This window comes from Salinimicrobium flavum (assembly GCF_042684505.1).
Lineage (GTDB): Bacteria > Bacteroidota > Bacteroidia > Flavobacteriales > Flavobacteriaceae > Salinimicrobium > Salinimicrobium flavum.
In genome coordinates this window covers 250,404-261,987 of record NZ_JBHULT010000006.1, presented here as the reverse complement: position 1 = coordinate 261,987, position 11,584 = coordinate 250,404, and the positions used below count along the sequence as shown (strand labels likewise).

The 11,584-nt window shown below is 42.4% G+C and carries 14 protein-coding genes; 10 read left to right on the top strand and 4 right to left on the bottom strand.

Going from position 1 to position 11,584, the window contains the following annotated elements; all coding sequences use genetic code 11:
- The 3 genes from ACFSTG_RS04530 to mnhG are packed head-to-tail and all read left to right on the top strand — an operon-like array spanning window position 1 to window position 1,149.
- The gene (locus ACFSTG_RS04530; RefSeq protein WP_380748898.1) at window positions 1-477 is read left to right on the top strand and encodes a Na+/H+ antiporter subunit E; all 477 of its coding nucleotides are present in this window, start codon (window positions 1-3) and stop codon (window positions 475-477) included.
- Window positions 474-764 (top strand): monovalent cation/H+ antiporter complex subunit F, encoded by a 291-nt coding sequence (locus tag ACFSTG_RS04525; RefSeq protein WP_380748897.1) that lies wholly within the window; start codon window positions 474-476, stop codon window positions 762-764. The genes ACFSTG_RS04530 and ACFSTG_RS04525 overlap by 4 nt, the downstream gene beginning before the upstream one ends.
- A complete protein-coding gene (gene mnhG, locus ACFSTG_RS04520; RefSeq protein WP_380748895.1) occupies window positions 754-1,149 on the top strand; it encodes a monovalent cation/H(+) antiporter subunit G in 396 nt (131 codons plus the stop codon). Before ACFSTG_RS04525 ends, mnhG begins: the two co-directional genes overlap by 11 nt.
- A 1-nt stretch (window position 1,150) precedes the next feature.
- Here mnhG and ACFSTG_RS04515 read toward each other — a convergent pair whose 3' ends face one another.
- Complete coding sequence (locus ACFSTG_RS04515) at window positions 1,151-1,600, bottom strand: MgtC/SapB family protein (protein ID WP_380748893.1); 450 nt, start codon at window positions 1,598-1,600, stop codon at window positions 1,151-1,153.
- Between the two features lie 24 nt (window positions 1,601-1,624).
- Between ACFSTG_RS04515 and ACFSTG_RS04510 the strand changes: the two genes are divergently transcribed.
- The 7 genes from ACFSTG_RS04510 (at window position 1,625) to ACFSTG_RS04480 (ending at window position 8,658) form a co-directional block, all read left to right on the top strand.
- The gene (locus ACFSTG_RS04510; RefSeq protein ID WP_380748891.1) at window positions 1,625-2,785 is read left to right on the top strand and encodes an aminotransferase class I/II-fold pyridoxal phosphate-dependent enzyme; all 1,161 of its coding nucleotides are present in this window, start codon (window positions 1,625-1,627) and stop codon (window positions 2,783-2,785) included.
- Window positions 2,785-3,405: a dethiobiotin synthase gene (bioD, locus tag ACFSTG_RS04505; RefSeq protein ID WP_380748889.1), complete on the top strand. Its 621-nt coding sequence runs from the start codon at window positions 2,785-2,787 to the stop codon at window positions 3,403-3,405. Before ACFSTG_RS04510 ends, bioD begins: the two co-directional genes overlap by 1 nt.
- Before the next feature lie 28 nt (window positions 3,406-3,433).
- The gene (gene bioA / locus ACFSTG_RS04500) at window positions 3,434-4,720 is read left to right on the top strand and encodes an adenosylmethionine--8-amino-7-oxononanoate transaminase (RefSeq protein ID WP_380748887.1); all 1,287 of its coding nucleotides are present in this window, start codon (window positions 3,434-3,436) and stop codon (window positions 4,718-4,720) included.
- Between the two features lie 68 nt (window positions 4,721-4,788).
- Window positions 4,789-5,379 carry an SET domain-containing protein gene (locus ACFSTG_RS04495; protein WP_380748885.1) on the top strand — a complete coding sequence of 197 codons (591 nt, stop codon included), beginning with the start codon at window positions 4,789-4,791 and terminating at the stop codon, window positions 5,377-5,379.
- 54 nt (window positions 5,380-5,433) lie between these two features.
- Window positions 5,434-6,606, top strand: coding sequence for a beta-ketoacyl synthase N-terminal-like domain-containing protein (locus tag ACFSTG_RS04490; protein WP_380748883.1), 1,173 nt, complete (start codon window positions 5,434-5,436; stop codon window positions 6,604-6,606).
- Window positions 6,607-6,670: 64 nt separating this feature from the next.
- Window positions 6,671-7,753 carry a biotin synthase BioB gene (gene bioB, locus ACFSTG_RS04485; RefSeq protein WP_380748881.1) on the top strand — a complete coding sequence of 361 codons (1,083 nt, stop codon included), beginning with the start codon at window positions 6,671-6,673 and terminating at the stop codon, window positions 7,751-7,753.
- Window positions 7,754-7,782: 29 nt separating this feature from the next.
- Window positions 7,783-8,658 (top strand): cupin-like domain-containing protein, encoded by an 876-nt coding sequence (locus ACFSTG_RS04480; protein WP_380748879.1) that lies wholly within the window; start codon window positions 7,783-7,785, stop codon window positions 8,656-8,658.
- Here the strand turns inward: ACFSTG_RS04480 and ACFSTG_RS04475 are convergent.
- The 3 genes from ACFSTG_RS04475 to ACFSTG_RS04465 all read right to left on the bottom strand — a co-directional run bounded on the left by ACFSTG_RS04475 (window position 8,651) and on the right by ACFSTG_RS04465 (window position 11,488).
- Window positions 8,651-9,130: a regulatory protein RecX gene (locus tag ACFSTG_RS04475; protein WP_380748877.1), complete on the bottom strand. Its 480-nt coding sequence runs from the start codon at window positions 9,128-9,130 to the stop codon at window positions 8,651-8,653. The genes ACFSTG_RS04480 and ACFSTG_RS04475 overlap by 8 nt on opposite strands.
- A 210-nt stretch (window positions 9,131-9,340) precedes the next feature.
- The gene (locus ACFSTG_RS04470) at window positions 9,341-10,882 is read right to left on the bottom strand and encodes an Rne/Rng family ribonuclease (protein WP_380748875.1); all 1,542 of its coding nucleotides are present in this window, start codon (window positions 10,880-10,882) and stop codon (window positions 9,341-9,343) included.
- A 300-nt stretch (window positions 10,883-11,182) separates the two neighbouring features.
- Entirely contained in the window at window positions 11,183-11,488 is a 306-nt protein-coding gene (locus ACFSTG_RS04465; protein WP_256325185.1) for an HU family DNA-binding protein, read from the bottom strand.
- Between the last annotated feature and the right edge of the window lie 96 nt (window positions 11,489-11,584).

The window sequence follows — 11,584 nt, the reverse complement described above, 5'->3', positions numbered from 1 at the left end:
ATGAAAAACAGATTTTTAGCTAACTTGATCCTCACATTTATCTGGGTGGCCCTTACGGGGACTTTTACCTTCCCAAATATGATCTTTGGGTTTTTCCTGAGTTATTTTCTGTTATATATTATTACCCGCGGAAGGAGACGAGCTAAATATTTCAGGTTAGTTCCTAAGGTCATCCTTTTCTTTTTATATTTTATCAAAGAATTATTGAAAGCCAATATACAGGTCGCATGGGAAGTTGCGACCCCTAAACTACATATGACACCCGGGATAGTAGGTATCCCGCTTGACATCACATCAGATGCTGAGATCACTATGCTGGCAAATCTTATCACTCTTACTCCCGGAACCCTTAGCCTGGATATTTCTGAAGATAAAAAGGTTCTGTACGTACATTCCATGTATATAAAAGACAAGGAAGAATTTATCAGGGGGATTAAAGATGGGTTTGAGAAACGAATAATTGAAATTACTTCATGACCTTATACGACTATCTATATTATATAATCCTGCCGGTACTAACGTTCTCTATCCTGCTCATGTTCTTTAGGTTCTTTAAAGGACCAACGATTTCAGACAGGATCGTGGCGGTAGATCTTCTGGTGACCTCAGGTATTGGAATTATTGCTGTTTACAGCATCCTCACCGCACAGCCCACTTTCCTGGATATTGCCCTTATTGTGGGACTCATAGGATTTTTAGCTACTGTAGCCTATTCTTCCTATATTCAAAAGAGAAAAAAGAAAAAAGAGAAAGATGATGATTAACATAGCAATTTCCATACTTGCAACTCTGGGCGCATTGTTCGTGCTCCTGGCAGCTGTAGGGATTTTAAGAATGCCTGATACCTATCTGAGAATGGCGGTCACCACCAAAGCAGCAACTTTGGGTGTAGGCCTTATATTGCTGGCAACGGCGGTTTTCTTTTCAGATCTTTCGACCACTACCAGGGTACTGGCGATCATTCTTTTCATATTCCTTACTGCGCCTGTGGGTGCCCATCTTATTGGAAGAGCATCATATATTGCAGGGAATAAATTATGGGAAAAAACCCTAATGGACGATCTGGAGGGTAAGTATCGTAAAACCGGAAAAAATATTGGGCAGCCGCGTAATCTCGACGGGGGAGAAAAATCCGAACCGGCCGACTGATCTAATCTTCGTTTTTGTGCTCAGGATCCCGCTGCAGCCTTTTGTCAATATAATGGTCAAGTGCTCCAAAAAATACATTTACGAATACTATTACCACCGTTAGAACGATAAGTTCCATGAATTGTCCTACTGCGGCCAGGCAACCTGCGGCTGCACTACACCATACCGTGGCAGCCGTGGTTAATCCTCTAACAGTTGTTCCTCTATGGAGTATTACCCCCGCACCAATGAATCCAATTCCGGTCACCACCTGTCCCAGGACCCTTGTAGTATCTACGTATTTATCTCCTTCAAAATGCAGGGAAATTATAACAAATACGGCCGCACCAAGTGCCACAAGTGCATTGGTCTTCAAACCGGCATTTTTGTTCCTTAGTTCCCGTTCTATGCCTATAAAGAGGCCCGCGAGCAGCGCGGCTCCAATACGCAGGGTGAATTCCAGTAATTCCATAGATTAAATTATATTTTTACCTCCATGCAGAAGTTTCCAATAAAGTTAGAAAAAAGTCTTGAGAAGAGGAAGCAGCAGGATGCGGTCAGGAAATTATGCGACAGTACCGGTCTTGTGGATTTTTCTTCCAATGATTATTTAGGTTTTGCATCATGCAGGGACATTTCAGAAGAAGCCGCCCGAATCCTGGAATCAGGGAAGTTGTTAAATGGAGCAACAGGATCGCGTCTCCTTTCGGGAAACCATGATCTTTTTGCAATAGCCGAAAAAGAGATATGCACGGTTTTCAGATCTGAAGCGGCCCTCATCTTTAATTCGGGATATGATGCCAACCTGGGATTCTTTTCCAGCATTCCGCAGCGTGGAGATATGATCCTTTATGACGAGCACGCCCATGCGTCCATCAGGGACGGGATACGGTTAAGTGATGCACGTTCCATAAAGTTCTCTCACAACGATCTGGAGGACCTGGAAAAAAAGTTAATACGACACATTGGATCTTCAGGAAACGGTGAAATATTTGTGGTTACTGAAAGCGTTTTTTCCATGGACGGGGATTCCCCCGATATCAAAGGTCTGATCGATCTGGAAGAAAAGTATGGTTTTTTTCTCATTTTAGACGAGGCACATGCAACAGGCGTTATGGGGGAAGAAGGAAGGGGTATAGTGGCCGGAATGCAACTGCAGGATAAGGTGTTTGCCCGTATCCTTACCTTTGGAAAAGCGCTTGGCAGCCATGGTGCAGCCATCCTTGGATCAGAGAATCTGAAGCAATATTTGGTGAATTTCTCCCGAAGCTTCATTTATACCACGGCTTTACCGCCACATTCCGTCGCGACAATCATTGCGGTTAGCCGAAACTTGCACACAGAGGGAAAAAAAGAGGTGGAAAAACTTAAAAACAATATTGATTACTTCCTGCAGGTGGTAAAGGACCTTGAACTGCAGCAGTATTTCATCACAGGCCCCTCAGCCATTCAATGCTGCCTCATTCCCGGTAATGCGCGGGTAAAGAACCTTGCCGCACAACTAAAGCGGACGGGTTTTGACGTTAAGCCTATTTTGTCACCTACAGTTCCTGCTGGTAAGGAAAGGCTGCGGTTCTGCCTCCATAGCTATAATTCCCAGGTAGATATTAAAAGCGTATTATCTTTGGTCGCAAAAAATATGATAAGTCTTCAATAATGGCAAAAAACAGATATTTTATTACCGGGATAGGTACAGAGGTAGGTAAGACAATTGCTTCGGCTATTATTACTGAGGCTCTGGAAGCCGATTATTGGAAACCCATCCAGGCCGGTGATCTTGAACATTCAGATACCCATAAGGTGCAATCGCTTATCTCCAATGAGAGCTCATTTTTTCATCCAAATAGCTATGCACTCAAAAATCCTGTGAGTCCGCATGCTTCTGCAGAACTTGACGAAGTGGAGATTGTTATACAGGAGATCGTAGAGCCGCAAACCAATAATGATCTGGTGATAGAAGGAGCCGGCGGACTGCTGGTGCCTCTCAATAAGAAAGAAACTATCCTTGATCTTATAAAACCTGAGTACAGAGTGATTGTCGTCTCCAGGCATTACCTGGGCAGTATCAACCATACTCTGTTGACCATAGAAGCTTTAAGGGACAGAGGTCTTAATTGCTTCGGAATTATTTTCAGCGGAAATTTAAATCCTTCTACTGAAAGTATCATTCAGGAAATGACCGGTGTGCCCATGATTGGAAGGATAGAGGAAGAACCATTTTTTGATAAGGAGACCATAACCCACTACGCCCGAATTTTTAAACAATTTCTCACATGATCCTGATGTTCAGGAAAAATCATACCCAATGCCCGAAAAAACCGAAATCCAAAGCCTTTCTCAACGTGATCAAAAACATCTTTGGCATCCCCTTACCCAGCACAAAATTGCAGGTGAGATGCTGGCAATTGTCAGAGCTAAGGAAGCCGTTCTTTATGATGAAAACGGCAAGGAATATATAGACGGGATCTCTAGTTGGTATACGGCTATGTACGGGCACTGTAACGAAGAGATCACCTCCAGGGTGTCCCGGCAGATGCAGGAGCTGGACCAGGTAGTCTTCAGTGGTTTTACTCATGAGCCTGCAGTAAAACTTTCCGAAGAGCTCATTAAGATCCTGCCCCCGAATCAGGAAAAACTATTCTTTAGCGATAATGGCTCTACCGCGACAGAGGTGGGTATTAAAATGGCCTTGCAATACCATCACAATCTGGGGAATGATCGCAAGGTCCTGCTGGCCTTTGAAGAGGGTTTTCATGGAGATACATTTGGCGCGATGTCTGTTTCTGGTTTATCTGTCTATAACGGGGCTTTTAAAGACCATTTCCTGGAGGTTCTTAGACTTCCGGTCCCTACCGGTCCAAACAATGCAGAAGTGCTGCAGAAACTCCGTGATCTTATAGTTTCCAATAAGATCGCAGGGTTCATCTATGAGCCACTGGTGCAGGGTGCGGCTGCCATGAAAATGCACGACCCGGAAGGACTGGAGGAGATCCTTAAAATTTGTAAGGAAAACGAAATTGTGACCATTGCAGATGAAGTAATGACCGGCTTTGGCAAGACCGGAATGAATTTTGCCTCCCAGTACCTGAAAACCCAACCGGATATTATATGCCTTTCTAAAGCGCTTACCGCCGGTCTGCTACCCATGGCTGTAACTTCCTGCACTCAAAAGATCTATGAAGCTTTCTATTCAAATGAGATCTCAAAAGGCCTTTTTCACGGTCATACCTATACCGCCAATCCTCTTGCCTGTACCGCTGCCCTGGCAGGGATAGAACTTTTAAGGTCTGAAAAGATACAGCAGGATCTTAAGCGGGTTATAAGATCCCACGAAGAGTTTTCAGAAAAGATCAGGAAGCACCCCAAAGTTAGAGATCTGCGACAATTGGGTGTCATACTTGCTTTTGAGCTTGATGTTGAAATGGAACGTTATGGAGACCTTAGAAACCGGTTATTTTCCCATTTCATGGAAGCCGGAGTTTTTCTGCGACCCCTGGGCAACACTATCTACATACTCGCACCTTATGTGATCACAGATGAGCAGCTTAAAAAGGTGTACAATAGCATTGAATCTGCCCTTGAAAAATTTTAGATAGAGGCACATTCTTTCCGGTAAAGGAATTGTCTTATTTTGTATTTTAGTTTGAAAACCAGCAAACCATGATGCATCCTGATACCGAATTGCGTTTTATAAATGAGGAAATTGGCTATGGAGTGGTGGCGAAAAAATTTATTCCCAGGGGAACCATTACGTGGGTACAGGATGAGCTTGACCAAATGTTTTCGGTTTCACAAGTCGAAAAAATGCTTCCCGAAACTCAGAATCTTATTGATAAATATTCTTTCAGAAATAACAAAGGGGAATTCGTGTTATGCTGGGATCTGGCAAAATATGTGAACCATAGTTTCAAGGCTAATTGTCTTTCTTCAGCCTATGATTTCGAACTTGCGGTTCGCGACATACAACCCGGGGAGCAGCTAACAGATGATTATGGATATTTGAACATTTCAGAACCTTTTGAACCACAGGATGAAGGAACAGAAAGAAAAACCGTTTATCCCGATGATCTCCTTAAGTACCACAAGGAATGGGACGAGCAATTGGAGGGGGCTTTTAAGGTTTTTGAAAGGGTATCGCAGCCTCTAATGGGATTTGTGCCAAACGAGACAATGGAAATGATTAGAACCCGCCTAAGAAGAAAAGCCCCTCTGGATTCTATTCTTAATTTATATTACCGGGAAAATAATTAAGATTTACACACGAATTCTCTTCTTAGCCCTTATTTTTACCGAAAAATTGATCTTTTGGAAAATCCGGTTTCGGTTACGGCTATGGCTTCTGTTTCTCCGTTAGGATCTTCTGCTAAGGAGATCTGGCAGAGATATACAGACCCCGTCCATTACATTAAACTTCACGATTTTGCCGGCAAAGAGGCTTTCGCTGCTTCTCTTTCGCCAGACCTGAAGAATGAGATCTCAGAGCTTCGGTCGTCAAGGGGTAATCTTAGCAAGGTTGATGATTCGGTTCTTTATGCTGTAAAGGCTGCCAGGATAGCTGTGGATAGAGCAGGATGGGAAAAAGGCGAGGATGTTGGGATCAATATTGGAAGCTCACGTGGGGCCACCCGACTCTTTGAAAAATTCCACAGTGAATTCCTGAAAAATGGAAAAGCAGCGACCCTTTCCTCACCCGCTACAACTTTAGGAAATATTTCCTCCTGGGTGGCGCAGGATCTTCAGAGTACGGGTCCTGATATCTCCCACTCGGTTACCTGTTCCACCGGTTTACATGCTATTTTAAACGGGGTGGCCTGGATAAATGCAGGTATGGCAGGGAAATTTCTTGCAGGAGGAAGTGAAGCAGCTCTAACACCTTTTACCATGGCTCAAATGCAGGCCATGAAGATCATAGCTTCTGAAGATGGAGAATATCCTTGCAGGGCACTTGATCTTCAAAAGAAGAAGAATACCATGGTTTTGGGTGAGGGGGCAGCCGTTGCCTGTTTGGAAAAGGGTCACCACCCTGATGCACTTGCAATGATCACCGGATTGGGTTACGCTACAGAAGGGGTTAAAAACCCCGTTTCAATTTCCGCCAATGGAACCGCATTTCAAAAATCAATGAAAATGGTCTTGGGATCTTTGCCTGCCTGTGAGATCGATGCCATTGTGATGCATGCTCCCGGCACCCTAAAGGGAGACCAGTCAGAATTTAATGCTATAAGATCAATTTTTGGAGAAGACTTGCCGGCCCTAACTTCCAATAAATGGAAAATAGGCCATACCTTCGGCGCTTCCGGTACTTTAAGCCTTGAACTGGCAATTATGATGCTTCAGTACCAGGAATTTATTCCGGTGCCCTACGCTTCATCGGGAAGTGTTCCGGGAAAACTCCACAATATTTTAGTCAATGCAGTAGGCTTTGGAGGGAATGCAGTATCATTACTGGTAAGCCTTCCGAAGAAACAGCACCTATAAAAACATACTGCCCTTTAAGGGATAACTAAGATTTTCTTTTATTTTTGAATTTAAATCAATTTTTATGATCAAGCACAACTGGACGAAGGAAGAGATACTGAAAATTTACAATAAACCGTTCATGGACCTGATGTATGAAGCTGCATCTGTACACAGGGAACATCATGATCCTAATACTGTCCAGGTATCAACTTTATTGTCCATCAAAACGGGAGGATGTCCTGAAGATTGCGGTTACTGCCCTCAGGCGGCCCGATATCACACAGACCTGGAAGGGAATGATCTCATGAGTGTTCCACAGGTAAAAGCTCAGGCCCTGCGTGCAAAAGAATCAGGAAGTTCCAGGGTATGTATGGGAGCTGCATGGAGAAACGTAAAGGATGGTGAAGAGTTCGATAATGTACTTGAGATGGTACGAACGATCAATAAACTTGAAATGGAAGTTTGCTGTACCCTTGGGATGTTAACCGAAAATCAGGCGCAGCGCCTTGCAGAAGCAGGGTTATATGCCTATAACCATAACCTTGATTCATCTGAAGAATATTATAAAGAAGTTATTTCCACCCGTGGATTTGAAGATCGTTTAAAGACCATTGATAATGTACGCAAAACCAATGTTACGGTTTGCAGCGGAGGGATCATTGGAATGGGAGAGACCATTGAGGACAGGGCAGGGATGCTGGTCGCGTTGTCAACATTAAATCCTCAGCCGGAATCTGTGCCTATTAATGCGCTTGTTCCTGTGGAGGGTACACCGCTGGCAGAACAGCAGCAGGTTCCAATCTGGGATATGGTTAGAATGGTGGCTACTACGCGAATTGTAATGCCTGAAACTCAGGTGAGACTTTCTGCGGGAAGAACTCAAATGACCCGTGAGGGACAGGCCATGTGCTTTTTCGCAGGTGCGAATTCCATTTTTGCGGGAGATAAATTATTGACTACTCCCAACCCTGACGTCAATGAGGATATGGAAATGTTCAAAATGCTTGGACTTATTCCACAGAAACCTTTTGTGAAAAAATCCCAGCCTGAAAGTGTGCCGGCAGAGAATTCGAAATTCCAAAACCTCGGAGAAAAACCAAAATGGTCCAGACCGGGACATAAAATAGAACGCAACCTGGCGGCGCAGAATAAACAAAAGAATTAAGTTATTTCTGAGAAGAAAGAAGATGAAGAATGAAAGACGAACTGCAATTAACAGAGATCCCACGGGTAAAGAGGCTGTCCAAAAAAGAGTTTCTTGAAAACTATGTGAGACCACAACGGCCGGTAGTGATAGAAGATCTTACCAAGGACTGGCCGGCCTATGAGAAATGGTCACTTGATCATATAAAAGAAATGGCCGGCGAGAAAGAAGTGCCATTGTTTGATAATCGGCCTATTTCTGCAAAATACAAGTTCAATGAGCCTCATGAAAGGATGAAAATGAAGGATTACATTGATCTTTTGAAAAAAGGACCAACAAATTACCGTATTTTTCTTTATCATCTGCTGAAGGAAGTACCCGCTTTGCAGAAGGATTTTAAATATCCTGATATTGGCCTGAAACTATTCAAGGAGGTTCCCATGCTCTTCTTTGGGGGTGAGAACTCGAAAGTCTTCATGCATTATGATATTGACCTTGCCAATATTCTCCATTTCCATTTCGTCGGGAAAAAATGCTGTATACTGTTTCCGCCGTCTCAAACCATGTATTTGTACAAGGTGCCACATGCCTTAATAACCAGGGAAGATATTGATTTCCTCAACCCTGACTACGATAAATTCCCTGCTCTAAGAGAGGCAAAGGGAATGATCACAGAGCTGGGACATGGCGATACTTTGTATATGCCTGAAGGCTACTGGCACCAAATGACTTACTTAACGCCCGGTTTCTCTATGAGCCTGCGCGCTGCACCACGAGGTTTAAAAAACTTAGGTAAGGCAGTGTACAACCTTTTTGTCATGAGGCATTTTGACAATTATATGCGAAAAATAAAGGGTCAGAAGTGGATAGATCAGAAAAATGAGCAAGCTATAATCCGTACCCACAGGAAGAACGAAATCAGTTGAATAGATCACCGACGACCTCGAAAACCAGGTTTGATTCATAACCTTTTTGAAGCAGGTGGTCTGTTAGCTTCTTCCGGCGTTTCAGTTTATTAGGTTCTTTTAGAAGCTCGATTTTTTTCTGTGCCAGGAGGTGAAGGGTGTCCAGGTACTCTTTTTCGTCGATTTCCGTCAGTGCGATCTTAACGATTGGTGAAGAGATCTCCTTAAACTTGAGTTCCTGTTTGATTTTTATCCTGCCCCATCTTTTTATACGGAACTTTCCACGAACAAAACTCCGTGCAAAACGCTCTTCATTCAAAAAATCCTCCCGCATCAGCTGAATTATGATCAGCTCCCTTGCTTCCGGGATCATACGCATCTCCAGCAGTTTGTCCTCCACTTCCTTTTGGGAACGATCACGATAGGCGCAATACTGCATGAGCTTTAACGTGGCTTCTTTGATGGTATAGGATTTTCCCGAGTCGGAATTCAAGATTTAAGATTAAAAATGCAGGATTAAAAATACAATTTTTCGGGAGCAGACAGCACCGTTTTTATTTAATAATAGCTCATGAAAACTTAGGTTGATTGGCAGACTCTGGCAACGAAGCGGTCAGAAGTCTTTTAAAAATCTCAATACTCAAATACTTCTCAATACCAAACAAAAAAAACGCCTCCCAAATTAATGAAAGGCGTTCCAATGTTATTGAATTATTTCCCCGTCTTTGTCGTGGAAATGATATTCAAGATACGTGTAAGCATCTCTAGGCACTATTTTTACCCAGCGTTTATGGTCAAAGAACCATTTTGAGCGGGGCGATGGAAAACCTTTGGTTAGAAAGGCTGCTATAAAAGGATGTGTACTTAAAGTGATCTTTTTATAGTCTTTTTTGATAAGTTTTTCGAGTTCGGTAGTTATCTTGTTCACCAAAACTATAGGAGCTTCTATTTCTTCCCCCTGTTTGTTAGGGTTTACTTCTCTTGTTTTGATATTCATTTCGGGCCGAACCCTTTGTCTTGTGATTTGTACTAATCCAAACTTGCTGGGAGGCAAAATTTTGTGTTTAGCCCGGTCATCGCTCATCTCATCTCTTAGATGGTCATAAAGCTTTTTCCGGTTATCAGCCGAGTTCATATCGATGAAATCCACTACGATTATCCCTCCCATGTCGCGAAGACGCAACTGTCGGGCAATTTCTGTGGCACTAATGAGGTTTACCTCAAGAGCAGTGTCTTCCTGGTTTTTTGATTTGTTTGAACGGTTACCACTATTGACGTCAATGACGTGCATGGCTTCTGTGTGTTCAATTACCAGATAAGCTCCTTTATTCATTGATACGGTGCGGCCGAAAGTAGTTTTGATCTGTCTCTCAACGCCATACTTTTCGAAAATCGGGATGTTGGAGTCGTACAGTTTCACAATTGATTCTTTTTTAGGGGCAATCTCGCCCACATAATCTTTTAATTGGGTGTATAAAGTTTCGTCATCAACACATATTGAAGTAAAGGTGTCGTTAAACACATCTCTTAAAATGGAAGAGGCTCTGTTTAATTCTCCTAATACTTTTGAAGGATGCGGTGCTTTATACAGTTTTTTGCACATACCTGTCCAACGGTTCATTAAATTTTGAAGATCGTTGTCCAGTTCTGCTACTTTTCTGCCTTCTGCTACGGTACGTACGATAATTCCAAAGCCTTTTGGTTTGATACTTTTAACCAGTCTTTTGAGACGGTCTTTTTCTTCCTTGCTTTCTATTTTTTGAGAAACAGAAACCCGGTTTGAAAAAGGTACCAGAACAATATACCGGCCCGGGAGGGAAAGTTCAGAACTTATCCTTGGGCCTTTGGTTGAAATAGGCTCTTTTACTACCTGTACCAGTAGCGATTGATTTGATTTTAAGACGTCAACGATGCTGCCGTCTTTATCAATATCCTTTTCTAAAGGAAAATCCTTGAGGGAATAGTCCTTTAATTTACCTGTGCTTACACGTTTTATGAACTTCAGCAAAGAAAGTACCTGTGGGCCCAAATCATGATAATGCAAGAATGCATCTTTGGTGTAGCCCACATTTACAAAGCCGGCATTTAATCCGGGGACAGCCTTTCTTACCTTGGCAAGAAATATATCACCTACGGCGAAGTTACTGTCGTCTTCTTCCTTGTTGAGTTCTACTAGTTTTCCATCTTTTAATAAGGCAAAATCGACAGCAGAGGAACTGGTTCTAATAATTAACTCTTTGTTCACTCTTAACGATTTTTATCCCGGGATTTCGGGATGGATTAAACAATAAAATTCACAGGGTTTTTAAAATCCTGGTGAAATTTACTTTCCGGTATATGCCGGAGGGTAAATTTCGATTTCAAAGAACGTTTTAACTGAAAAAAGTAGTTTGAAAAAACTACTTCTTTTTCTTGTGACGGTTAGCTCTTGCTCTTTTTTTACGCTTGTGCGTCGCTACCTTATGTCTTTTTCTCTTTTTACCACTTGGCATAGTGTGATTTTTTAATTATTAATTTATTTGTTTCAGCCCGGGGGCAAGAAGTTCTATTTTACTTCAACATTGGTTTTCACACCTTCAACAAATACCTTGGCTGGTTTAAAAGCCGGAATATTATGTGCGGGGATCTTAATGGTTGTGTTCTTGGAAATGTTTCTTCCGGTTTTTTCTGCTCTTGTCTTAATGATAAAGCTTCCAAATCCTCTTAAGTAAACATTATCGCCGGCTTCTAATGAAGTTTTTACCTCTTCCATAAAGGTTTCAACAGTAGCCTGAACGTCTCCTTTTTCCATTCCTAACTTCTCGGAGATCTTTGCTACGATATCTGCTTTCGTCATTGTCGTATGATTTATTAAATTGGGGTTTGTAAATTTTCGAGGTGCAAATATATGAATTAAATCTGCAACTTTTCAATCCTAAACCATTAAATAGTAAGAGAATAAAGAATT

What these genes read in the sequence shown, in the direction of transcription:
- ACFSTG_RS04530 (WP_380748898.1), top strand. Translation starts at nt 1, where the DNA reads ATGAAAAACAGATTTTTAGCTAACTTGATCCTCACATTTATCTGGGTG.
- ACFSTG_RS04525 (WP_380748897.1), top strand. Translation starts at nt 474, where the DNA reads ATGACCTTATACGACTATCTATATTATATAATCCTGCCGGTACTAACG.
- mnhG (WP_380748895.1), top strand. Translation starts at nt 754, where the DNA reads ATGATGATTAACATAGCAATTTCCATACTTGCAACTCTGGGCGCATTG.
- ACFSTG_RS04515 (WP_380748893.1), bottom strand. Translation starts at nt 1,600, where the DNA reads ATGGAATTACTGGAATTCACCCTGCGTATTGGAGCCGCGCTGCTCGCG.
- ACFSTG_RS04510 (WP_380748891.1), top strand. Translation starts at nt 1,625, where the DNA reads ATGCAGAAGTTTCCAATAAAGTTAGAAAAAAGTCTTGAGAAGAGGAAG.
- bioD (WP_380748889.1), top strand. Translation starts at nt 2,785, where the DNA reads ATGGCAAAAAACAGATATTTTATTACCGGGATAGGTACAGAGGTAGGT.
- bioA (WP_380748887.1), top strand. Translation starts at nt 3,434, where the DNA reads ATGCCCGAAAAAACCGAAATCCAAAGCCTTTCTCAACGTGATCAAAAA.
- ACFSTG_RS04495 (WP_380748885.1), top strand. Translation starts at nt 4,789, where the DNA reads ATGATGCATCCTGATACCGAATTGCGTTTTATAAATGAGGAAATTGGC.
- bioB (WP_380748881.1), top strand. Translation starts at nt 6,671, where the DNA reads ATGATCAAGCACAACTGGACGAAGGAAGAGATACTGAAAATTTACAAT.
- ACFSTG_RS04480 (WP_380748879.1), top strand. Translation starts at nt 7,783, where the DNA reads ATGAAAGACGAACTGCAATTAACAGAGATCCCACGGGTAAAGAGGCTG.